This window comes from Bradyrhizobium sp. Ken01, from assembly GCF_055807355.1.
In genome coordinates this window covers 85,745-108,648 of the sequence record NZ_JBVVPC010000010.1, presented here as the reverse complement: position 1 = coordinate 108,648, position 22,904 = coordinate 85,745, and the positions used below count along the sequence as shown (strand labels likewise).

The following is a 22,904-nucleotide window of genomic DNA, read 5'->3' as shown; positions in this document are numbered from 1 at the left end:
GATCTGGTTTCTGAATGACGTCATTGGGTTAGCTTATTAGAACGGCTCCGAAGTACAACGGCAAATTTCGCGCTTCCCCTCTTTCATGGGAGCTACGCGCACACAGCATTAACGGCCGCGCGCAGTATGTGGCGGTGCAGCATGTTGCGATGCGTCCGGTGGCCTAGTTGCGCGTGATGTCGCTCTTCGCGAGGTCCCACATCAGGCTGTAGGTGCCGACCGACACGGGAAGCGGGAATGGCGAGGCGGCAGGGCCGGTGAAGCGCGCGGCGATCACGGCCGACACCGCGCCGACATGCGTGCCGTCGATCAGCACGAACCAGTCGCGCGCGCCTTCGTTGCGCACCGCCGGAATGTCCGCCGTCGCGCCCGACAATTCCGGTTCGCTCTCGAGCAGATGCATCGAGATGATGCCGTCGTGCTTGTCCGGCGCCAGCCGTTCTTGCAGTGCGTCACGCCACGCGGCTGCATTGTCCGGCGTCGGCCGCAGCCGGACTACGCCGAGCGCCGCGCCGCGGCCGGTCCCGTTGCTGATCGTGATGCGGGCGACCACGCGCAGCATGTCCTTGAAATGCGCCATGCTCCGTCGCGACCATTCGGTCTGATTGGCGAGCCGCGCCCGGTAGGCGGGACTGTCGAGCACGTCGAGCGTCGCGGTCGAATACAGCGAGAGATATTTGGGATTGGCGGCGTGCGCGACATAGCGCCGCGCCTCCAGAAAACCCTCGATCGCAACGCGCTCTTCCAGATGCTCGCGATCGTACCAGCGATTGAAATCGGCTTCGGCAGCCGCATCGATGTTCATCGACGTCAGCAGCATGCCTTTTCCAGCGAGTGGCATTTTCTTGTTGTCCTGTTAGCGCGAGATCTTCGAGGCGATGTCCGCGATCGACTTCATGACCGCGTCTCGCACGCCGGTATCATAGAGCGAATGGCCGGCTTCTTCCACGATACGAATCTCGGAACCCGGCCACGCTTTCGCTAGCCGCTCGGATGTCTTGGGAGGACACAACAGGTCGTAGCGTCCCTGGACGATAATGCCGGGAATGCCGTCAAGCTTGCCGGCGTTCCGCAACAACTGGTTCTCCGTCATGAAGCTGTCCTGGACGAAATAATGCGCCTCCATGAACGGCGTCGCCGGCAATGTGCGCCACACGTTCAGCGACGCCAGGTCGATCCGCGTCTTTGCCGCCTTGTGCTCCGACAAGGCGCGCTCGGTGTCGTGCCAGGCGCGCGATGCGGGTCCATGCACGGCCGGATCGGGATCGAGGATGCGGCGATAGTAGGCTTCCACCGGTCGCGCGCGCTCCTCGAGCGGCAGCACGCTGAGAAAATCCTCGTAGAGCGCGGGGTAGAATTCTGACAGGCGCGAGGTGAAGGCGATCTCGACTTCAGCACGCGTGCCGAGAAACGTCGCGCGCAGCGCAATCCCGGAGACGCGCTCGGGGTGCGCCTGCGCATAAGCCAGCGCCAGCGTCGCGCCCCAGGAGCCGCCGACCACCATCCAGCGCGCGACGCCGAATTTCTCGCGGATCTTTTCCATGTCCGCGATCAGATGCTGCGTGGTGTTGTGCTGGCGCGATCCCTTCGGCCGGCTGCGACCGCAGCCGCGCTGGTCGAACAGCACGGCGTGGAAACGGTCGGGATCGAACAGCCGGCGATGGTCGGGCTGGCTACCGCTGCCGGGGCCGCCATGCAGATAGACCGCGGGGATGCCGTCGTTGCGGCCGACGCTCTCGACATAGAGCTCGTGGCCGTCGCCGACGTCGAGCATTTCGGAGGTCAGCGGCGCAAAGGGATCGGCGCGCTTGACTGAGCCGGCCGCGTCGGCGTCAGGCGTCATTCGCCGGATTCCAGAGTGCCGCCGGCGAAATTGCGATAGACGAAGCGGTTGGTGTCGCCCTCGGCCTCGCGCTCGGCCTGCTTGAAGATGGTCTCGTGCAGCGGCGACAGCGCACAGGCCGGATCGGTGTTGGCGGCGTCACCGGTCAGCGCAAAGGCCTGGCAGCGGCAGCCGCCGAAATCGATCTCGCGGAATTCGCAGGTCTTGCACGGCTCCTTCATCCAGCCGGTGCCGCGATAGCGGTTGAAGGCCTCGGAGTTCTGCCAGATCCAGGCGATCGAATGGTTGGAGCGTACCGATTCGAAGTCGAGCCCGGTAATGCTCTCGGCGGCGTGGCAGGGCAGCACCTTGCCGGCCGGCGAAATGTTGAAGAACTGCCGGCCCCAACCGCCCATGCACTTCTTCGGCCGCAGCGCGTAATAATCGGGCACGACATAGTCGATCGTGAGCCGGCCCTTCAGCCGCTCGCGCGCCTCCTCGACGATGCGGGTGCACTCGTCGAGCTGCGCCACTGTCGGCATCAAGGCGGCGCGGTTCTTCAGCGCCCAGCCGTAATATTGCACATTGGCGACCTCGAGCCGGTCGGCGTCGAGATCGACCGACATCTGGATGATATCAGGCAGCTGGTGCAGGTTCTGCCGGTGCATCACCGCATTCACGGTGAGCGGCAAATCGAGCTCGCGCGTCCATTTTGCCACTTCCAGCTTCTTGCGGTGCCCGTTTTTGTAACCGCCGACGCGATCGGCGAGGGCTTCTTCGACGCCCTGGAAACTGATCTGCACATGACAGAGCCCGGCATCCGCAAGCTCGCTCAGCCGCTCGCGCGTCAGCAGCACGGCCGAGGTGATGAGATTGGTGTAGAGGCCGACATCGCTCGCATGCTTGACCAGCTCGACGAGGTCCTTGCGCGCGGTCGGCTCGCCGCCGGAGAAATGCACCTGGAGCACGCCGATCTCGGCGAGTTCGCTCAGGACTTTCTTCCATTCCTCGGTGGTCAGCTCCTTGCCCGAGCGGTCGAGCTCGACCGGGTTGGAGCAATAGGGACATTGCAGCGGGCAGCGATGGGTGATCTCGAGCAGCACGGCGAGCGGAATGCCGAACGTCTCCGCCGTCGAGCGGCTCTTCTCCAGCACCGCGAGGCTGTCGTTCGTGTCGGGCGGGATGGTGGGATTGCCGAGCACATCGCTCATGATGTCTTCTCCCGGGCCTCCGTGAGAAAGCCCTTGTCGGCGAGATCCTGCAGCATGACGATGACGTCGGCCAAAATCGCCTCGCGCGGCGCTGCGTATTTTGCCGCGAGCTGGTCGGACACTTCGCCGACATTGCGCTCGCCGTCGCAGAGCTGCAAGACCTCGACCGCGATCTCGTCGGGTGCCAGCACGCGTTCGGGCGCCAGGATCACCCAGACTTTTCGCGTCTCGTCATATTTCAGCTTGGCGTGCCGCGGCAGAACCGGCCGGCTGGTCTCGCTGACGCTGATGTGACGCGGCCCGGCCATCGCTTGTTCCTCAGCTCGCTTTTTGGTGTTCTTGGGGCGCGAACGCGCCCGGCGGAATGTGGCCCTCGACATAGGCGTGTTGGAGCGCGTCGAGCTGCACCCAGAGCACGTTGGTCTTGAAGATCAGCGCGTTGCAGACGGACGCGCGTTGTTCGGGCGTGGTGGCATGCGCCTTGACATAGTCGAGCGCGAAATTGGCATCGCGCGGCGCCTGCGCCAGCCGGCGCTTGAAGTAGCTCATGGTGTCAGGGTTGACGAAGTCGTAGTGCTCCAGCATGCCGGCAATGCGCTCTTCGTGGAGGTTCGGCGCGAACAATTCGGTGAGCGAGGAGGCGATCGCTTCCAGTGGCGACTTCTCGCGGCAATAATGCACATAGGCTTCCACCGCAAAGCGCGTCGCCGGCAGGATGCCTTCGGTCGATTCCACGTAAGCCGTGTCCAGCCCGAGGCCGTCGGTCAGCTTCAGCCAGCGCTCGATACCGCCTTCGGAGCCGATATCGCCGTCATGATCCTCGATGCGGTGGCGCCATTCCACGCGCGTGGCACGGTCGCGGAAGCGCGAGATCACCACCGCGTCCTTGATCGGGATGGTGCTCTGGTAATAGTAGCGATTCAGCGCCCAGGCCTGGACCTGGCCCTTGTTCAGCTTGCCGCCGTGCAAGAGCTTATGGAACGGATGCAGGCTGTGATAGCGCGTCGCCCCGATATGGCGCAGCGCCGTCTCCAGCTCCTCGGCCGAGTTGAGCCTGATGTCCTTGCCGATCGAGAGCGCGGTCATTCCAGTCAGTGACGCGGCATTCACAGCACGATCTCCGTTCCGTCAGCGGGTATCTGCCAGCCCGCCGCTTCAGCGGCCTTGCGCTCGGGGGACGCGGGCAGCAGCGCCGGGTTCGAGTTATTGATATGCAGAAATATCTTCCTGTCGAGGGCGAGGCCGGCGAGCCGCGCGATGGCGCCGTGGTCGCCGGACATCGCGACATGGCCCATGCTCTTGCCGGTCTTGTGGCTGAGCCCGGCCTTGATCATCTCGTCGTCCTGCCACACCGTGCCGTCGAAGAACACCAGCGCAGCGCCGTCGATCTCTGCCTTGAGCGCGTCGGTGATTTCGGCGCAGGCGGCGATGAAGTAGAAGCTTTTGCCGGTCGATTTATCGGTGATCTTCAGCCCCAGCGTATCGCCCTCGCCGGTGTCGCCGCCGGGATGCGCCTTGCCTTCCAGGTACCAGGCCGATTTGCCCGAGACCGCGAAGGGCAGCACCTCAAGCCCTGAGCGCGCCCCGTCCGGCAGCCGCGGCTCGAACGGCTCGTTGATGTCGACCGGCTGGCGCTGCACGTTCTTCTCGTTCAGCACGTTGAAGATGCTGTTGGCCTTCAGGATCGCCAGCACCTTCTCATGCGCATAGACCGTGAAGGGCGAGCCCTCGCGCATCGACAGCAGGCCGGCGACCGCGTCCACTTCGCTGTTGGTCAGGATCACGCCTGCGATCGGTGTATGGCGTAGCGCGCCTGCCTTCGGATGCAGCTGCGGCGTGGCATTCAATTGCTGGCGGAGGTCGGGGGAGGCGTTGATCAAAAACCAGTGCTCGCCGTCGCCGCTGAAGGCGACCGAGGCTTGGGTCCGTTGCAGCTCTTGGCCGTTTTCACGGGCCGTCCGGCAGCCCCCGCAGCCGCAATTCCATTGCGGCACTCCGCCGCCGGCTGCGGCGCCCAGGACGACGACGCGAAGCATGATCCGTCTCCTGGAGACAATGTCGCGAGGTGGACCTCACGCCAACACGAATCCCGTCTTCCGGACATGCATCGTGACCGAAAGATCCACCTGCGCAGAACGCGAACCAACCGCTTACTTGCGGGTGGCGCTCACATACATGTTGATTTCCATGCCACAGGGCACTTCGACGATCTTCGGGGCTTTCCAGGCCATTTCGGCTCTCCATTTTCGAGATTTCGGACGTATCCGCCCGGGGCTAAGTTACTGCGAGCACAAAAGTTCGCCAGTGAAATTTTCCCGAGCAAGGGCATATTGCGCCGCGAAAAAAGCGTCGGGAACAGTACTTTCTGGTGATGCGGCTCTGCGCTTCGGCGTATTCGGTCGCGAACCCTGTCCTGATAAAGCAGTTGTGAGTGCAGTGCAGCTTTCAATCCGGTACAGGCGACCCAACTGGAACTTCGTGATGCCCAGATATTTCTTTAACACCCGTATCGGCAACGAACTGATCGTGGATCCTGAGGGAGAGGATTTGCGCAATCCCGACCGTGCCTGGGAGGTTGCCCGCCAGATGATTCTGGAGGTGCTGCGATCGGAAGGCACCCAGCCGGCCCTGCTCGAGGCGGTCATTGAGGTCACCGACCGCGAAGGCGAGATCGTGCTCGAATTCCCCTTCACCGAGGCATTGCTGGACATCCCGGACCAGTCCGCGACGCGGCATTAGCCCCGACTCTCTCCCCGTCATTGCGAGCGTAGCGAAGCAATCCAGAATGCCTTCGCGGAGGCAGACTGGATTGCTTCGTCGCAAGGGCTCCTCGCAATGACGGCGAATGAGGCCTTACCCGGCATCCCCCGCCCTTCGCCCCTGCGAAATCCGCATGGCTTTGCCGCGTTCCCGGGGCTAAAAGACGCCGGTTAAACGGAGCAAGCCATGCAAGATCTCTGGCGCCTGTCGGCGGCCGACCTCGCCAACCTCGTCAAAACCAAGAAGGTTTCCGCCAGGGAGGCCGCGCAGGCTGGCCTGGCCCGGCTCGACGCCGTCAATCCCAGCCTCAACGCCGTGGTCGACCACCGCCCGGAGGACGTGCTCAAGCAGGCCGACGCCGTCGATGCCGCCATTGCGCGGGGCGAGGACCCCGGCGTGCTGGCCGGCGTGCCCGTCACCATCAAGGCCAATGTCGACCAGGAGGGTTTTGCCACCACCAACGGCCTCAAGCTCCAGCGCGACCTGATCGCGCGCGAGGACAATCCGGTGGTCGCCAATTTCCGCAAAGCCGGCGCCGTTCTGCTTGGGCGCACCAATTGCCCGGCCTTCTCCTATCGCTGGTTCACCACCAATTTGGTCCATGGCGACACCAAGAACCCGCGCGACGCCTCGCTGACCCCGGGCGGCTCGTCCGGCGGCGCGGGTTCGGCGGTCGCGGCAGGCATTGGCCATATCGCCCATGGCACCGACATTGCCGGCTCGATCCGCTATCCCGCCTATGCCTGCGGCGTGCACGGTCTGCGCCCGACGCTCGGCCGCATCCCCGCCTTCAATCCGGCCCTGCCGGAGCGTCCGATCGGGCCTCAGATCATGGCGGTGTCGGGCCCGCTGGCGCGAACCGTCAACGACATCAGGATTTCGCTCGCGGCGATGTCGGCCCGCGACATCCGCGACCCCTGGTTCGTGCCCGCGCCGCTGGAAGGCCCCTCGCGTCCCAAGCGCGCCGCGCTCTGCCTCAATCCGGACGGCTTGGCCACAGCGCCCGAGGTGAAGGCCGCCGTCATCGACGCGGGCAAGCGGCTCGAGCGTGCCGGCTGGACCGTCGATACAATCGAGAACACCCCGCCGATGCGCGATGCCGTCGAATGGCAGATCAAGCTCTGGCTCGGCGACGGCTACGAGGCGCAACTGGAGATGGCCGAGCGTGAAGGCGATCCCGGCGCGCTGGCGTGCCTCAACGGCAACCGCGCCAGGGTCACGCCGATGGACCAGGCCAATTACGCCAAGGCATTGACCCGCCGCGCCACGCTGACCCGCGACTGGATGCTGTTCTTCGAGACCTATGCCGTGCTGCTGACACCGGTCTCCGGCGAATTGCCGTTCCCCGACCATCTCGACCGCAAGGACGATTCTTCCTTCAAGCGGGTCTGGGAAGCACAGCTGCCGCAGATCGCGATTCCCTTCATGGGGCTGCCTGGCCTCGTTGTCTCCACCGGCCTCGTCGGCAAGGCCCCGGTCGGCGTGCACATCGTGTCCGGCCGCTATCGCGAGGATCTTTGTCTCCTCGCAGGCGAGGCGATCGAGGCGGGCGGCGTGCCACCGTCGCCGATCGACCCCGTGGGTTAGCGATGTCGGTGATCTACGACTTCAAGGCCAACTCGCTTCTCGGCGAAGAAGTGCCCATGCGCAGCTTCGAGGGACAGGTGCTGCTGATCGTCAACACCGCTAGCAAGTGCGGCTTCACGCCGCAATATCGCGGGCTGGAGGATCTGCATCGCGATCTCAATCCGCGCGGCTTCTCGGTGCTCGGCTTTCCCTGCAACCAGTTCGGTGCGCAGGAGCCTGGACCGGCGAGCGAGATCCAGGCGTTCTGCTCGACCAATTACGACGTCACCTTTCCCTTGTTCGAGAAGATCGACGTCAACGGCAGCAATGCGCATCCGTTGTATGAGTACCTGAAACGCCAGCAATCCGGCCTGCTGGGTGCCTCCATCAAATGGAATTTCACGAAATTCCTGGTGGACCGTACCGGCAAGGTGGTCGCGCGCCACGCGCCGACCGCCCGGCCCGAAGGATTGCGGCAGCAAATCGAGACCCTGTTATGAGCGAGACAATCATGAGCGACGAATTTCCGGACCGCCTCTCGGTCGATCCGAACAGCCCCTTTTACAATGCGGACATCCTCGCGCGGGACGTCGGCATCCGCTTCAAGGGTGTCGAGAAGACGAATGTCGAGGAATACTGCATCAGCGAAGGCTGGGTCCGCGTCACCGCAGGGAACGCCAAGGACCGCCACGGCAACCCGCTGACCATCAAGGTGCACGGCCCGGTCGAGCCGTATTTCAGGGATAAGAAGTGACGGCGAAGCCGTCATTCCGGGGCGCGCGATAGCGCGAACTATGGTGCGCAGTTGCGCACCTGAGAATCTCGAGATTCCGGGTTCGATGCTGCGCATCGCCCCGGAATGACCGAAGGAGCCAAAACCCCATGTCCGTCCGCATCGTCGACGTCCGCGAGATCACGAAGCCGATCTCTTCGCCGATCCGCAACGCCTATATCGATTTCACCAAGATGACGACGAGCCTGGTTGCCGTCGTCACCGATGTCGTGCGCGACGGCAAGCGCGTCGTCGGCTACGGTTTCAACTCCAACGGTCGCTACGGGCAGGGCGGCCTGATCCGCGAGCGCTTTGCCTCGCGCATCCTGGAGGCCGATCCGAAATCACTGCTGAACGCTTCCGGCGACAATCTCGACCCCGACAAGGTCTGGGGCGCGATGATGACCAACGAGAAGCCGGGCGGCCACGGCGAGCGCTCCGTCGCGGTCGGCACCATCGACATGGCGGTGTGGGATGCTGTGGCGAAAATCGCAGGCCAACCGCTGTTTCGCCTGCTGGCTGAGCGTCATGGCGTCAAAGCCAATCCGCGCGTGTTCGTCTACGCTGCCGGCGGCTATTATTATCCGGGCAAGGACCTTTCGATGTTGCGCGGCGAGATGCGCGGCTATCTCGATCGCGGCTACAACGTCGTGAAGATGAAGATCGGCGGCGCTGACATCGGGGACGACCGCACCCGCATCGAGGCGGTGCTGAAGGAGATCGGCAAGGACGCGCAGCTCGCCGTCGACGCCAACGGCCGCTTCGATCTCGAGACCGGGATCGCCTATGCCAAGATGCTGCGGGATTATCCCTTGTTCTGGTACGAAGAAGTCGGCGATCCCCTCGACTACGCGCTGCAGGCGGCCCTCGCCGAATTCTATCCGGGACCGATGGCCACAGGCGAAAACCTGTTCAGCCACCAGGACGCCCGTAATTTGATTCGCTACGGCGGCATGCGGCCGGACCGCGACTGGCTGCAATTCGACTGCGCGCTGTCCTACGGCCTGTGCGAATACCAGCGCACGCTTGAAGTGTTGAAAACTCACGGCTGGTCGCCGAGCCGCTGCATCCCCCACGGCGGCCACCAGATGTCGCTCAACATCGCAGCCGGCTTGGGCCTCGGCGGCAACGAGAGCTACCCCGACCTGTTCCAGCCCTATGGCGGCTTCCCAGACGGCGTCCGCGTCGAGAACGGCCACATCACCATGCCGGAGCTGTCAGGCATCGGCTTCGAAGGCAAGTCGGATCTCTACAAGGAGATGAAGGCGCTGGCGGAGTAATTCACGCGGCTGCGGCGGCATGCGCCGTTGCGATAGTCGCGCGCCCCCTCAACGTCGTCCTGGCGAAAGCCAGGACCCATTACCCCAAGAGGGAGTTAGCGCGCAGACTAGCAATCGCTTGCTTGAACAACGCAAGGCGCAGTCTTCGCCAAACAGGCGGCGGTGGTAATGGGTCCTGGCTTTCGCCAGGACGACGATGGAATACGAAGCGAGTGCGTCTCTACGACAGCCGCATATCCAGCAGCCGCCGCCCTTCGCCCTTCAAGAGCTTCTTCACCGCGCTGGAGGCCACGACCTCGCCGTCATTGGCGTAGGCTTCGTGGTTCTTCTCGATGTCGTCGAGGCGGTAGAGGTAGTTGACCATCACGCCGGCGGACTCGCGCACGCCCTTGGGCGAGAGATCCCCTAACCAGTTGATGCGCTCGAGGCGGGCGCCGTTGCCGAGATGGAAGCGCGCGACGGAGTCGATCAGCTTGCCTTTCGGCGTGCGCGCCTTGAGGAAGTAGTGCGCCGCCAGCGGTTCGATCACGCCACGTAGCAGCGTCGTCGTCTCGGGGTTCTCGAACCATTTGGGATCATCGAGGCGCTTCAGGATCTCGCGGTCCTCGTCCGACAGCGGCAAATCCTTGTCCTGCTTCACCCATGGCATGAAGCCCGGGACCGGCGACAGCGTCACGAAATTGTCGAGCTTGGGCAATTCACGGCGCAGCTCCTCCACCACCTGCTTGATCAGGAAGCTGCCGAAGGAGATGCCGCCGAGACCGCGCTGGGTGTTGGAAATCGAGTAGAACACGGCGGTGCGGGCGCGCTCGATCGGGACGGAGGGGCGATCGACCGCGAGCAGCGGCGCGATCGCGCCGGGGATCGTCTCGGTCAGCGCCACCTCGACGAAGATCAAGGGCTCGTCGACCATGGCGGGATGGAAGAAGGCGTAGCAGTGGCGGTCGACCGGATCGATGCGGCGGCGCAGATCGTCCCAGTCGCTGATCTCGTGCACGGCTTCGTAACGGATGATCTTTTCGAGGATGTTGGCCGGCGTCGACCAGTCGATCCTGCGCAGCACGAGAAACCCCCTGTTGAACCATGACGAGAGAAGATGCGAAACGTCGCGATCGAGCGCGGCGAGATCGGCGTGCCCGTTCATCATGTCGAGCAGGTCGGCGCGCATCTTGACGAGGTCGCCCGTGCCGCCGGGTGCACGGTTGAGGCGGCGGATCAGCTCTTGCCGGCGCGGCTCGGAGGCGAAGTGAAGAGCGCTGGCATCCTCGTCGGCCGGCTTGGCGCGCCATGTCTCGATCGCCTTGGACAGGCGTTCCCGATCCGGGCCGAAATCGCGCACCAGGGCTTCGAAAAAGGCGCGACGTCCCGCCGCATCCAGGTCCTGGTAGATGTCGAGCACCTCACGCGCCATGGCGGTGCCCGACGCTTCCCCCCGGCCCGACAGCAGCGCGCCGCAGAGCTCGATGAGTCCATCGGCGTCCGGCTTGGTGTCGGCAGAATCCCCGCGGCGAAGCAGCGTGCGGCCGCGCTCGGAGATGGTGGTGAGCAGGTCGGAGAAGAAGGCGTTGGCCATCGGGGCTTTCGTCTCAGGTTTGTGCGGTGCGGGAATCTTACACGGGATTTGGGCGGAAGCCGATCACAATCAAGCGGGGATTTTGGCAAGTTTAGCGGGGCGTGCGTTTCGAGAATGCTGTCATGCCCGGCGAAGGCGGGACTTCGAGTACGCCGCGGCCAGCGTGCCGCGGGTGGCGGCCGGGGCGTCCATGATCCCGGCCCTTCCTGCCAGAGCGACAGCCTGCTCAGTGACCGGATTTCCTGAATTGGACCAGGCTGAAGGAGCCGATCCCGGTCGTCCGGACGAAAGCGAAGCCGACCGAGTCCGCCAGCTTGCGATACTCGGCTTCCGTCCGCTCGCAACCGCCCGGTCCTCGCAGCATGTTGAGGTCGCTCATGACACAGGAGCGATCCTCGGGCGCCGTCGTGGCGCGCTCCGGCATGATCCGCTCGATCACGATCAATGTCCCGTGGGACGGCAGCGCGTTCCGGCAATTGTGCAGGATAATCCGGCAACGGTCCTCATTCCAATTGTGGAGAATGCTCTTCATCACGATTGTGTCGGCGCCCCCCGGAATTTCTTCAAAGAAGCTGCCGGCGACGAATCGGCTGCGGCGGGCAATACCGAGCCGATCGAAATGTGCGCGCGCATCTGCCTCGCAACGCGCAAGATCAAGGACGACGCCCTCAAGACGCGGGTTGTGCTGAACTACGGCGCCGATCAATTCGCCGGTGCCGCCGCCGACATCCATGACGAGGCGCGCAGCTGCGAAATCGTGGGCCGCAACGATCTTCGGAACCATGGACCGCGTGAGGCTGACCATCGCAGCGTTGAACCGGCGGCTTGATTCCGGCGTATTGCCCGTGGCCGCATAACGGTCGTCGCCTTCTCCGCGCAGCTGAGTCGCGGTCTTTCCGGAGCGAACCGAATCGACCAGTCCACTCCAGGACTGCGCGAGCACCTCTCCCTCAAAGAGAACCCAGTCCTTGAAGGATGGGTCGGCCGTCTCGCCGAGCTGGAGGCCGAGATCGGTCATGGCAAACCGGTCGTGGTCTGCCTGCCTACAAAGACCAAGTGTGGTCAGACCAACGAGCAGTCTGCGCAGAGCCCCCTCGTCGGTGGACACCAGCCGGGCAAGCTCAGCCACCGATTTCGCCTCGCCTCCGACGGCCTCAGCGAGATTGAGCTTTGCCGCAGTATAGATCACCGCGGTGATGCGATGCGACTGCACGAGATCAAGGACGGACGCTGGCCGGCTCATCTGTTGCCTCCATTGCTGCGCTCAATCGGTCGGGACAAACCCTGTTTCCTGCACGATGGCCTTCCATCGCTCGGATTCGGATGCGATCAGCCGGGCGAATTCGTCCATCGCGATCACATCGGGCTCGATGGCCAGCTTTGCCATGCCGGCCCTGACCTCGTCGGTGCGAACGGCCGCTTGGATCGCGGCACTGAGCTTATCGACAATCGGTGCCGGCGTCTTCGCCGGAACGAAAAACGCAAACCATGTGAGGTCCTCGAGCGTCGGGTATCCCGCTTCCCGCATCGTCGGTACCGCCGGAACGAATGGGCTTCGGCGCGGCCCCGTGGTCGCCAGCGCACGAAGATCTCCGGATTGGACAAGTCCGAGCGAGCTGCCGATCGGCATAACGGTCGCTGCAATCACTCCCTTGACCAGATCCTGAATCGCGCCACCGCCCTGATATGGCACGTGAAGAAAATCGAAGCCCGCGCTGCGGCCCAGCATCGTACCGAGAAAATGGAGCGGGGTTCCGGCGCCCGGCGTGCCAAACGTGGCAAGCTTCGGATTGGCGCGGCACCAGGCCACGAAATCCGCCAGCGTCTTGACGTCGGCGGGAACTATCGGGCCGACTGTCAGCAATGTGGGGGTAGAGGCGACGGTCGACACCGGCGTGAAATCACGCGGCTGGTACCTCAGCGTCTTGTAGACGTGCGGAAAGAACATCATGAAGCCGAGCGGCGACAACAACATAGCCGATCCGTCGGCATCAGCGTTCTTCACCGCCTCCACCGCGATGCGACCCGCTGCGCCCGGCCGGGGCTCGACCACGATGGTGTCCGCATAGCCCTTCATCTGTCCGGCCACCAACCGCGCCATGGCGTCCTGAAGCCCGGGCGAGAAGCCCGTCAGAATGTGCACGGTTTTTGAGAGCGGCTGTGCGAGCGCGCGCGGCACGAGACAGGAGGGGGAGCTCGCCACACAGACCGCCGATGCGGCCAATACGGTACGACGCGTGATCATCCCCTGTCCTCCCTCATCCATTTGGGTCACCGAACGGGTACTACCGCCGGATGTATCACATGAAGGATGAACGGGCTTGGTCGCCGGCTTACATTTTCCTTACCGGCAGCTTATTCTTGCGGACCGCACGGATGTCGACGCCGGACGGCGGTCTCGGGGAAGTCGCTTGCGCTATTTCTTCAACGATTTTTCAATCGACACTGAGCGGCGCGAGCTTTGTCGCGGGCTGGAGGTCATCGCCATCGCGCCGCAGGTGTTCGACCTGCTCGGCTATCTGATTGGCAACCGCGAGCGTGTCGTCAGCAAGGACGACCTGATCCGCGCCATCTGGCATGGTCGCGCCGTCTCCGAGGTTGCCCTGACCACGCGACTCAATGCGGCGCGCAAGGCGATCAGCGATTCCGGAGACGCGCAGCGCCTGATCAAGACCTTTCCTCGCAAGGGCGTCCGCTTCGTCGCGGAGGTGCGCGAAGTGCCAGCGACTGCGGGCTTGCCGAGCCCCGCCGCAGGCAAGCCGTCGCTCGTGGTTCTGCCTTTTGCCAATCTGAGCCCCGATCCCGCCCAGGACTATTTCGTCGACGGCGTGACCGAGAGCCTGACCACGGATCTGTCGCGAATGGCCGGTATCTTCGTGATCGGCCGCAACACCGCCTTCAGCTACAAGGGTATGCCTGTCGATCGGAAGCAGCTCGGCCGCGAGCTCGGCATTCGCTACGTGCTCGAGGGCTCGGTGCAGCGGGCCGGAAGCCGGATGCGCATCAACGTCCAGCTCATCGACCCCGAGACCGGAAACCATTTGTGGGGCGAACGTTTCGACAAGCAGGTGGCAGATCTTTTCGACATGCAGGACGAAATCGGTGCGCGTCTCGCCAATCAATTGGGAACCGAGCTCGTCAGGGTAGAGGCACGGCGCGCTGCGCGTGCGCCACATCCAGACTCGACCGACCTATATTTCCAGGGCATGGCGTATCTGAATCGCGGAACGGATCCCACGAGCCTGTCGCAGGCTCGCCCGTTCTTCGAACAAGCGCTCCTGCTGGACGCCACAAACGTCGAAGCCATGGTGGGGATCACAGACGTCGATACCATGCGGGCGACCTCCATGCTGATCGACCGGACGGCGCCTCTGCAACTGGTGGAAACATCCTTGACCAGAATACTTGCCAACACGCCCAATCACGCGAGGGCGCATTGCCTGATGGGCGTCGTCCAGATTTTCACAAACCGCGCTGCCCAGGGCATCGCCGAGTGCGAGCGGGCGTTGGTGCTGGACCGGAATCTGGCCACGGCCCATGCGTGGATCGGACTTGGCAAGTGCAATCTGGGCCGAGCCGAAGAGACCGAAGCCCACGTCATGGAGGCATTCCGGCTCTCTCCCCGCGATAATAAGGCCTGTTCCTGGATGAATACGGCAGGCGTCGCGCAATCATATCTCGGCGCCGACGAGGCTGCCGTTCACTGGTTCAAGCGATCGATCGAGACCAACCGTAATATTGCGCCCTTTGTTCATTTCTATCTCGCCGCCGGGCAGGCGCATCTCGGTGAGATCAAGGAAGCGCAGATCCGTGTCCGGGCGGGACTGACGCTCGCTCCGGGCTTCAGCATAGCCCGATTCCGCGCCAGTTCGCCAACGGATCATCCGATCTGTCTTGCGCAGCGAGTTCGCATTGCGGAGGGCTTACGCAAGGCAGGACTTCCTGAAGAATAGATCTTGCCCAGCTTGTGGAGGCCTAAGGGCCGGCGCGCCGTCGCGACATTCTGGCGTAACGCCGCGCAAGCTGACCGGCCGCTCGCATCTGTAGTCATGCTTTTTTCGCAAACTCCGTCGGCGTTCGCCCCGTCACCTGGCGGAACGCGGCCGAGAACGCCGGCACGCTGGCATAGCCGAGCTGGGTCGCGAGCTGCTTGACCGACACATTGGCATCGGTCGACAGCCGCTGGATCGCCGCCGCGATTCTCGCGCGCTGGCACCAGCTCTTGAAGCTCAGCTGCGTCTCTGTCGAGAACAGCCGCGACAGTGTGCGCGCGGAGGTTCCGACCTCGCGCGCCAGCGCGTCGATGTCGTGCAGGCCGGTGGGATCGTCGAGCACGATCATGGCCGCGCGCCGGCAGCGCGGCTCGTGGGGCAGCGGCACGAAGGTCGCGGAATCCTCGGCCTGGACCAGTTCCAGCATCACCAGGCGGACCAGCAGATCGGTCCGCTCCTCGGTATTGCGCGCGTCGAACAGCGCGAGGATCGCCTGGTTCAGCAGCGGCGACACGCGCACCACGAATTCCTTGGTCAGTCCCTCATGGCGCTGCTCGCGCTTCAGCCAGGCGAGGTCGAAATACAGCGTGCGCATCTCGATGTCGGCAAGCAGATCGATGGCGTGCTGGAGCCCGGCCGGCACCCACACCGCGCGGTCCGGCGGCACCAGCCAGCGTCCCCCGGGCGTCGTCACCTGCATGGTGCCTTTGGCGGCATAGATCAGCTGCGCCTCGCGGTGCAGATGGGGATCGATCCGCATGCCCTTGGGGTAGTCGCGCGCGACCAGATGCACGCCCGCGGGCGAGCGATGATTGCTCCGGACTGCCCGGAGGATTGGCGTCTCGACGACAGTCATTGGCAGCATCCCGTCATGCCCAAGACATATAACTCATTTCGAAGCAGGAGAGGATTCGGAATGAACAGCCCCAGCCGGGTGATCAGTTTCGTCAACGCCGGCCATTTCATCGACCATTACGCAATGCTGATTTTCGCCGCCGCGGTGATCATCATGGGACCGGCGCTCGGCATGGCCTATTCGGAACTCTTGCCTTACGCGACGCCCGGCTTCGTCGCCTTCGGCGCGGGCTCGCTGCTCACCGGCTGGCTCGGCGACCGCTGGAGCCGCCGCCACATGATGCTGATCTTCTTCGTCGGCATCGGCGCCGCCATGATCTCGGTCGGCTTCGTGCAGACGCAGGCGCAGCTCGGCGCGGCGCTGTTCGCGATCGGCATTTTTGCCTCGATCTATCATCCCGTCGGCACCGCCATGATCGTCTCCTATGCTGACAGGCTCGGCCGCGAGATGGGCATCAACGGCGTCTGGGGCAATCTCGGCGTCGCATCGTCGGCGCTGGTCACCGGCGTGATCGGCCAGTATCTCGGCTGGCGCTTCGCCTTCATCGTCCCTGGCATCGTCACCATCCTGATCGGCATCGCGTTTGCGATGATGGTCGTGCACGAGGACCGCAAGGGCTCGAAGCAGGCGGCAGCGCAGGCGCGGGTCGCCAAGCACGACATGTGGCGCGTGATCCTGTCGCTGCTGATCGTGGTGATCGCGATCTCGACGACCTTCAATGCCGTCACCGTGGCGCTGCCAAAGCTGTTCGCCGAGCGGCTTGCCGATCTCACCAAAAGCCCGGCGCTGCTCGGCGTCATCGCCGCCTGCGTCTATGTGTTCGGCGCGATGACGCAGTACACGATCGGCCGGCTGCTCGACCGCTATTCGCTGAAGACGGTGGCGCTGCCGCTGTCCTTCATGCTGGCGCCGTTCCTGTATCTGGCCGCGAGCCTGTCCAATCTGCCGCTGATCCTGGTCTCGATCGGCATCGTTATGGGCGCGTTCGGGCAGGTCACGGTCAACGACGCCATGGTCGGCAAATACACCAGCGAGGAATGGCGCTCGCGCGCCTATGCCGTGCGCTATTTCATCGGCTTCACCGCGGCCGGCGCCTCAGTCGGCCTGGTCGCCTGGCTCTACGAGCAGGGCGGCTTCGTCACCATGCTGCATGCCTTCGCCGCACTCTGCCTGCTCGCGATCGCAGCCGCGATCATTCTCCCGCGCGAGATCAGGACGCCGCAGGCGGTGTGAGGGATCGGCGTGAGGCGCGCGGCTGCCTCCACGTCGTCATTGCGAGCGCAGCGAAGCAATCCAGAATTTTTCCGGGGAGGGACTCTGGATTGCTTCGCTGCGCTCGCAATGACGGGGGATGAGGAGGCACCCTGCGCACACCACCCACGATGCCATCATGCCAGTGTTTTGCCCGACGGAGCAAGCATTTTCGGCAAAGACGAAACTTGATTTCGGCAAAGACAAAATTTTATCCAGCCTTTTCAACCTCATCCCTACTGTGCATGGGGTTGTTTTCGCGTTTTTTGGTGTTGCCCCCTTAACCGGCCGCGAACTCAAGGAACTCCGGTTGCCTGCCGCGGGTTCTATCCCCGTCATCCCGGCACCTCGCCGGGGCAGATGAAGGGGGTAAGATTCCTGCATGCAGTGGCGCCTGCTCCGACCGGTCGGCCTTGTCGCCGCGGCTCTTGTCCTCACCACCGTTGCGGCCAGTGCCGAAGGTGGCAAATCGGCCGGTCCCTCGGAATTCCTGCTGGTGGCCCAGATTGTGCTGTTGATCGCGGTCGGCCGCGGTCTCGGCGAGATCATGCAGCGCCTCGGCCAGCCCTCGGTGATCGGCGAATTGCTCGCCGGCATCCTGCTTGGTCCCTCGCTGTTCGGTTGGGTCTCGCCTGACGCACAGCATGCGATTTTCCCCAAAACGCCCGAGCAGAAGGCGATGATCGACGGCATCGCGCAGTTCGGCATCCTGCTGCTGTTGCTGCTGACCGGCATGGAGACCGACCTCAAGCTGGTCAGGAAGGTCGGCAAGGCCGCGATCGCGATCTCGATCGCCGGCATCCTCGTGCCCTTCGCTTGCGGCTTTGCGCTCGGTGAATTCCTGCCGGATGCGCTGTTGCCCAATCCGCAAGCCCGCCTGGTGGCGTCGCTGTTCATGGGCACGGCGCTGTCGATCTCCTCGGTGAAGATCGTCGCGGTGGTCGTCCGTGAGATGAACTTCATGCGCCGCAATGTCGGACAGATCATCGTCGCCACCGCCGTCATCGACGACACCATCGGCTGGATCATCATCGCGGTCATTTTCAGCCTGGCCTCGCACGGCACGCTGGATATCGCGTCGGTGGCGAAAGCCGTGCTGGGCACGCTGGCCTTCCTCGCCATCAGCTTCACCATCGGCCGTCGCCTCGCGTTCCAGCTCATTCGCTGGGCCAACGACACTCTCGTCAGCACCGCGCCCGTCATCACGGTGATCCTGCTCATGATGTGCGCCATGGCGCTGATCACGCATCTGATCGGCGTCCACACCGTGCTCGGTGCCTTCGTCGCCGGCATTCTGGTCGGGGAGTCTCCGATCCTGACGCGGCAAATCGACGAGCGGCTGCGCGGATTGATCTCGAGCTTCTTCATGCCGGTGTTCTTTGGTCTCGCCGGCTTGAGCGCCGACCTCACGGTGCTGCGCGATCCCCATTTGCTGATGCTCACCGGCCTGCTGGTCGTGATCGCCAGCGTCGGCAAGTTCGGGGGCGCCTTCGTCGGCGGAACCGTGGGCGGGCTGAACACACGGGAGTCGCTGGCACTCGCAAGCGGGATGAACGCGCGCGGCTCGACCGAGGTGATCATCGCCACCATCGGTCTTTCGATCGGCGTGCTCAGCCAGAACCTGTTCACGATGATCGTGACCATGGCGATCGTGACCACGATGGCCATGCCGCCGATGCTGCGCGCGGCGCTGGCGAAGCTGCCGATGAACAAGGAGGAGAGGGAGCGCCTGGAGCGCGAAGAGTTCGAGAGGCGCGGCTTCGTCGCCAATCTCGAACGTCCCTTGCTCGCGGTGGACGAGAGCGTCAATGCCAGCTTCGCCGCCCACATCGCCGGCCTGATCGCCGGCATGCGCGGCCTGCCGATCACCGTGCTGCACATCGGCAAGCGCGCCAAGGAGCAGGAGAAGGGTCGCGACGAAGAGGAAAGCCCCGAAGCGGTGGTGAAGAAAGCCGCCGAAGCGGTATCAGCGAGCGGCGACCAGGATGTCCGCGATGTCGATGTCACGACGCGGGCCCGCAAATCCGGGCTCGGTGAGACGATCGGAGACGAAGCGAAGAAGGGCTTCGATCTTCTTGTCGTCGGCATCGACAAGGTCGTGGCCACCAAGGATCGATTCGACCGGAGGATCGAGGACATCGCAGCGGAGTTCGAAGGACCGCTCGCGATCGTGGCGGCCAAGGGCAAGCACCTGAAGCAGCCGATGCCCGAGGCGCTCAACATCCTCGTTCCGGTCTCCGGCAGCGGCGTCTCCAAGCGCGGCGCCGAGGTCGCGGTCGCGCTGGCGCAGGCGGGATCAGGCTCGCTTCGGGTGATCTATGTCGCGACGACGCGCGACAGGGGCGCGCAGCGCGGCGCCTCGCGTGGTCTGAGCCAGGAGGCCGGCATCCTGAAGGACGCCAGCGATCTCGCCGCCCGCTACGAGGTCGACATCACCACGACCTTGCGCGCGAACCGGGCGCCTGAAGCGGCGATCCTGCGCGAGATCGAGACCACCGACGTCGATCTCGTGGTGATGGGCGTCGATCGCATCCAGGCCGACCACCTCTCCTTCGGCGGCGTCGCCGACGCCGTGCTCAGGCAGGCGAAGGTCTCGGTGCTCCTGGTCTCGAGCGGCGAGGCGCGGCCGACGTCCACGGAGAAAGCCTAGGACTTCACCTCGGCCACCGCCACCGCCTTCGGCGTCTTCTTCGACGCACGCCAGTTCTCGAAGCGCTGCACCACCACGAAGAACGCCGGCACGAACAGCACCGCAAGGCAGGTCGAGGCCAGCATGCCCGAGAACACGGTGATGCCGATCGACTTGCGCGCGCTGGCGCCGGCGCCGGTCGCGATCACCAGCGGCACCACGCCGAGGATGAAGGCGAACGACGTCATCAGGATCGGGCGGAAGCGGGCGCGCGCCGCCTCGATCGCACTTTCCAGCACCGGCTTGCCGTCGCGGCCGTGCAGCTCGAGCCCGACCTCGACGATCAGGATCGCGTTCTTGGCCGACAGCGCGATCAGCAGGATCAGCCCGATCTGGCAATAGAGGTTGTTGTCGATCTTCAGGCCGTTGAGGATCAGCATGGGGCCGAGCAACGACAGCGGCACGGCCAGGATCACCGAGATCGGCGCGTACCAGCTCTCGTATTGGCCGGCGAGCACGAGATAGACCAGCAGCATGGCGAGCCCGAACACCCAGTAGATCTGGTTGGAGACGGCCTTCTCCTGATAGGACATCGTGGTCCATTCGAAGCCCGTGCCCGGCGGCAGCGTCTTGTCCGCGATCTCCTCCATCAATTTCAGCGACTGGCCGGAGGAATAGCCCTGCGCCGGCAGGCCGATCACGGTCGAGGAGGGATAGAGATTGTAGAGACTGATCAGCGACGGACCGGTGGCCGGTGTGATCGTGGCGACGGTGCCGATCGGGATCATGTCGCCGTTCGAATTGCGCACCATCATGTTGGCGATATCGCGCTCGGTGACGCGGAAGGCGGGATCGGCTTGGGTGTAGACCTGGAACACGCGGCCGAACTTGTTGAACTGGTTGACATAGGACGAGCCGAGATAGGTCGACAGCGCTGAGAACACCTGGTCCGTTGTGACGTGCAGGGTCTGGGTCTTGATCCGGTCGATCTCGACGTTGAATTGCGGCACCGAGGAACGGAACGAGGACTGGACGCGCTGCAGCGCGCTCTGGCTCTGGCCGTTGCTGACCATCGCGCCCGTGATGGCCTGGAGCTTGGCGAAATCGCTGTTGCCGTCGCGCAGCTCGACCTGCATCGAGAAGCCGGCCGCGTTGCCGATGCCCTGGATCGGCGGCGGCGGCAGCACCAGCGTGCGCGCCTCCATGATGACTGCGAGCTTGTCGTTCAGCCCGTAGACCAGCGAGCGCAGATCTTCGCCCGGGCCTTTGCGCGCGTCCCAGTCCTTCAGGATGATGTAGGCGACGCCGGCGTTGGCAAGGCTGGCGCTGTTGTCGAGTGCGGAGATGCCGGCGATGGTGATGACCTGCTGGACTCCGGGCGTGTCCTTGATCAGCTCGCTCGCTCTGTCGAGCACCTTCTGGGTTCGCTCCAGTGCGGCGCCGTCCGGCAGTTGCACGGCGGCGATCAGATAGCCCTGATCCTCGATTGGCAGGAACCCCGTCGGCACCCGCGACAGCCCGTAGCCGCCGATCACGATCAGCACCAGTGCGATCGCGACTGAGATCGTGCTGTTCCTGCACAGCACGCCGATCAGGCGGATGTAGCCGCGCTCGACGCGGTTGTAGACCGCGTTGAACCCGCGATAGAAGAAGTTGCGCTGCTCCGGCGGCACCGTCGGCCGCAGCCAGAGCGCGCACTGCGTCGGCTTCAGCGTCGCCGCGTTGATGGCGGACAGAAGCGCGGTCGCGGCGATAACCAGCGCGAATTGCGAATAGATGCGGCCGGTGAGCCCGGCGAGGAACGACGCCGGCAAAAAAACCGAGATCAGCACCAGCGTGATGCCGACGATCGGCGCGAACAGCTGGTCCATCGCCTTGATAGCGGCGTCGTGGCCGTTCATGCCCTGCTCGATGTTGTGAGCCGCGCCTTCGACCACGACGATGGCGTCGTCGACGACGATGCCGATCGCGAGCACGATCGCGAACAGCGTCGACATGTTGATGGTGAAACCGAGCGCGGCCATCGCGGCGAAGGCGCCGATGATGGTGACCGGCACCGTGGTCGCCGGCACCAGCATCGCGCGCCAGTCCTGCAGGAACACCAGGATGACGACCAGCACCAGCAGGCCGGCCTCGATCAGCGTCATGTAGACCTCGTGAACCGAGGCCTGCACGAATTTGGTGGTGTCGAAGGGCGTGTCGTACTTCATCCCTTGCGGGAAGGCCTTCGCGAGCTCCGCCATTTTCTTCTCGACGGCCTGCTCGACCTGGAGTGCATTGGCGCCGGGCGACTGGAACACGCCGATGCCGGTGGCCGGCTGCTTGTTGAGCGAGAAGATCTGGCTGTAGGTCTGCGCGCCGAGCTCGACCCAACCGACGTCGCGCACCCGCGTGACGTCGCCGCTGGTGCCCGACTTGACGATGATGTTCTCGAACTCGGTGGTGTCGTCGAGCCTGCCGTTGACGTTGAGTGTATACTGAAACGCCTGACCCGGCGGCGTCGGCGGCGCGCCGACCTGACCGGCGGAGACCTGCTGGCTCTGCTGCTGGATCGCCTGGATGACGTCCTGCGGCACCAGGCCACGGACCTGCAACTTGTTCGGATCGAGCCACACCCGCATCGAATACTGACCGGCGCCGAACACGGTGACGTTGCCGACGCCGGGTAGGCGCGAGAGCTCGTCGCGCAGGTTGATGGTGGCGTAGTTGCTCAGATAAAGGCTGTCGAACGTCTTGTCCGGCGAAGTCAGCGTCACGAACAGCAGGATCGAGGTCGACCGCTTCTGCACGGTGACGCCCTGGTTCTGCACCGACTGCGGCAATTGCGACAGCGCGCTGGAGACGCGGTTCTGCACCAGCACCTGCGCGAAGTTCAGGTCGGTGCCGATCTTGAAGGTCACGGTCAGCGTATAGGTGCCGTCGGAGCCGCTGTAGGACTGCATGTAGAGCATGTCCTCGACGCCGTTGACCTGTTGTTCGATCGGCAAGGCAACCGTGTCGATCACGGTCTTGGCGCTGGCGCCGGGATAGCGCGTGGTGACCTGCACCGTCGGCGGCACCACGTCGGGATATTGCGCGATCGCGAGGTTGAACAGCGCGACGCCGCCGATCAGGATCATCAGCAGTGCGATGACGTTCGAGAGGACCGGCCGCTCGATGAAGAATTTTGAGATCATGGCAGGCGCTCCCTAC

Annotated in this window: 21 protein-coding genes; 9 read left to right on the top strand and 12 right to left on the bottom strand. The window is 64.1% G+C overall.

What is annotated here, in order from left to right:
* Positions 1 to 163: 163 nt before the first annotated feature.
* The 7 genes from AC0L3S_RS12940 to pqqA all read right to left on the bottom strand — a co-directional run bounded on the left by AC0L3S_RS12940 (position 164) and on the right by pqqA (position 5,264).
* Positions 164 to 841, bottom strand: a complete 678-nt coding sequence (locus AC0L3S_RS12940) for a hypothetical protein (RefSeq protein WP_473263053.1) — start codon at positions 839 to 841, stop codon at positions 164 to 166.
* Between the two features lie 15 nt (positions 842 to 856).
* The gene (gene pip / locus AC0L3S_RS12935; protein ID WP_473279330.1) at positions 857 to 1,843 is read right to left on the bottom strand and encodes a prolyl aminopeptidase; all 987 of its coding nucleotides are present in this window, start codon (positions 1,841 to 1,843) and stop codon (positions 857 to 859) included.
* On the bottom strand, positions 1,840 to 3,033 hold the full coding sequence (pqqE, locus tag AC0L3S_RS12930) for a pyrroloquinoline quinone biosynthesis protein PqqE (RefSeq protein WP_473279329.1): 1,194 nt from the start codon (positions 3,031 to 3,033) through the stop codon (positions 1,840 to 1,842). Before pqqE ends, pip begins: the two co-directional genes overlap by 4 nt.
* On the bottom strand, positions 3,030 to 3,341 hold the full coding sequence (gene pqqD / locus AC0L3S_RS12925; protein WP_275169259.1) for a pyrroloquinoline quinone biosynthesis peptide chaperone PqqD: 312 nt from the start codon (positions 3,339 to 3,341) through the stop codon (positions 3,030 to 3,032). The genes pqqE and pqqD overlap by 4 nt, the downstream gene beginning before the upstream one ends.
* Before the next feature lie 10 nt (positions 3,342 to 3,351).
* Complete coding sequence (gene pqqC / locus AC0L3S_RS12920) at positions 3,352 to 4,143, bottom strand: pyrroloquinoline-quinone synthase PqqC (protein WP_473279328.1); 792 nt, start codon at positions 4,141 to 4,143, stop codon at positions 3,352 to 3,354.
* Complete coding sequence (gene pqqB / locus AC0L3S_RS12915; RefSeq protein WP_473279327.1) at positions 4,140 to 5,069, bottom strand: pyrroloquinoline quinone biosynthesis protein PqqB; 930 nt, start codon at positions 5,067 to 5,069, stop codon at positions 4,140 to 4,142. The genes pqqC and pqqB overlap by 4 nt, the downstream gene beginning before the upstream one ends.
* Before the next feature lie 114 nt (positions 5,070 to 5,183).
* Positions 5,184 to 5,264 (bottom strand): pyrroloquinoline quinone precursor peptide PqqA, encoded by an 81-nt coding sequence (gene pqqA / locus AC0L3S_RS12910; RefSeq protein WP_007595659.1) that lies wholly within the window; start codon positions 5,262 to 5,264, stop codon positions 5,184 to 5,186.
* Positions 5,265 to 5,514: 250 nt separating this feature from the next.
* Between pqqA and AC0L3S_RS12905 the strand changes: the two genes are divergently transcribed.
* From AC0L3S_RS12905 to tarD, 5 genes are all read left to right on the top strand, one after another.
* Positions 5,515 to 5,772 carry a DUF6894 family protein gene (locus tag AC0L3S_RS12905; RefSeq protein WP_007595657.1) on the top strand — a complete coding sequence of 86 codons (258 nt, stop codon included), beginning with the start codon at positions 5,515 to 5,517 and terminating at the stop codon, positions 5,770 to 5,772.
* Between the two features lie 207 nt (positions 5,773 to 5,979).
* Positions 5,980 to 7,380: an amidase family protein gene (locus AC0L3S_RS12900; protein ID WP_473279326.1), complete on the top strand. Its 1,401-nt coding sequence runs from the start codon at positions 5,980 to 5,982 to the stop codon at positions 7,378 to 7,380.
* A 2-nt stretch (positions 7,381 to 7,382) separates the two neighbouring features.
* Complete coding sequence (locus AC0L3S_RS12895) at positions 7,383 to 7,859, top strand: glutathione peroxidase (protein WP_473279325.1); 477 nt, start codon at positions 7,383 to 7,385, stop codon at positions 7,857 to 7,859.
* Positions 7,856 to 8,113, top strand: a complete 258-nt coding sequence (locus AC0L3S_RS12890) for a DUF3297 family protein (protein ID WP_007613756.1) — start codon at positions 7,856 to 7,858, stop codon at positions 8,111 to 8,113. The genes AC0L3S_RS12895 and AC0L3S_RS12890 overlap by 4 nt, the downstream gene beginning before the upstream one ends.
* Before the next feature lie 128 nt (positions 8,114 to 8,241).
* Positions 8,242 to 9,411 (top strand): D(-)-tartrate dehydratase, encoded by a 1,170-nt coding sequence (gene tarD, locus AC0L3S_RS12885; protein ID WP_473263046.1) that lies wholly within the window; start codon positions 8,242 to 8,244, stop codon positions 9,409 to 9,411.
* A 220-nt stretch (positions 9,412 to 9,631) separates the two neighbouring features.
* Here tarD and AC0L3S_RS12880 read toward each other — a convergent pair whose 3' ends face one another.
* The 3 genes from AC0L3S_RS12880 to AC0L3S_RS12870 form a co-directional block, all read right to left on the bottom strand.
* Positions 9,632 to 10,984: a malonyl-CoA decarboxylase gene (locus AC0L3S_RS12880; protein ID WP_473279324.1), complete on the bottom strand. Its 1,353-nt coding sequence runs from the start codon at positions 10,982 to 10,984 to the stop codon at positions 9,632 to 9,634.
* Positions 10,985 to 11,210: 226 nt separating this feature from the next.
* Positions 11,211 to 12,227, bottom strand: a complete 1,017-nt coding sequence (locus AC0L3S_RS12875; RefSeq protein ID WP_473279323.1) for a methyltransferase — start codon at positions 12,225 to 12,227, stop codon at positions 11,211 to 11,213.
* A gap of 21 nt (positions 12,228 to 12,248) precedes the next feature.
* Positions 12,249 to 13,229 carry a Bug family tripartite tricarboxylate transporter substrate binding protein gene (locus AC0L3S_RS12870; RefSeq protein WP_473263043.1) on the bottom strand — a complete coding sequence of 327 codons (981 nt, stop codon included), beginning with the start codon at positions 13,227 to 13,229 and terminating at the stop codon, positions 12,249 to 12,251.
* Positions 13,230 to 13,395: 166 nt separating this feature from the next.
* Here AC0L3S_RS12870 and AC0L3S_RS12865 point away from each other — a divergent pair, with 166 nt between their 5' ends.
* Positions 13,396 to 14,937, top strand: a complete 1,542-nt coding sequence (locus AC0L3S_RS12865; RefSeq protein WP_473279322.1) for a winged helix-turn-helix domain-containing protein — start codon at positions 13,396 to 13,398, stop codon at positions 14,935 to 14,937.
* 94 nt (positions 14,938 to 15,031) lie between these two features.
* Here AC0L3S_RS12865 and AC0L3S_RS12860 read toward each other — a convergent pair whose 3' ends face one another.
* A complete protein-coding gene (locus AC0L3S_RS12860; protein WP_473279321.1) occupies positions 15,032 to 15,832 on the bottom strand; it encodes an AraC family transcriptional regulator in 801 nt (266 codons plus the stop codon).
* A gap of 60 nt (positions 15,833 to 15,892) precedes the next feature.
* Here AC0L3S_RS12860 and AC0L3S_RS12855 point away from each other — a divergent pair, with 60 nt between their 5' ends.
* From AC0L3S_RS12855 to AC0L3S_RS12845, 3 genes are all read left to right on the top strand, one after another.
* Positions 15,893 to 17,065, top strand: coding sequence for an MFS transporter (locus AC0L3S_RS12855; RefSeq protein WP_473279320.1), 1,173 nt, complete (start codon positions 15,893 to 15,895; stop codon positions 17,063 to 17,065).
* 157 nt (positions 17,066 to 17,222) lie between these two features.
* On the top strand, positions 17,223 to 17,447 hold the full coding sequence (locus tag AC0L3S_RS12850; RefSeq protein WP_473279319.1) for a hypothetical protein: 225 nt from the start codon (positions 17,223 to 17,225) through the stop codon (positions 17,445 to 17,447).
* Positions 17,448 to 17,465: 18 nt separating this feature from the next.
* Positions 17,466 to 19,733, top strand: a complete 2,268-nt coding sequence (locus tag AC0L3S_RS12845) for a cation:proton antiporter domain-containing protein (protein ID WP_473279318.1) — start codon at positions 17,466 to 17,468, stop codon at positions 19,731 to 19,733.
* Here AC0L3S_RS12845 and AC0L3S_RS12840 read toward each other — a convergent pair.
* Positions 19,730 to 22,888: an efflux RND transporter permease subunit gene (locus tag AC0L3S_RS12840; protein ID WP_473279317.1), complete on the bottom strand. Its 3,159-nt coding sequence runs from the start codon at positions 22,886 to 22,888 to the stop codon at positions 19,730 to 19,732. The two genes, AC0L3S_RS12845 and AC0L3S_RS12840, sit on opposite strands and share 4 nt — an antisense overlap.
* Between the last annotated feature and the right edge of the window lie 16 nt (positions 22,889 to 22,904).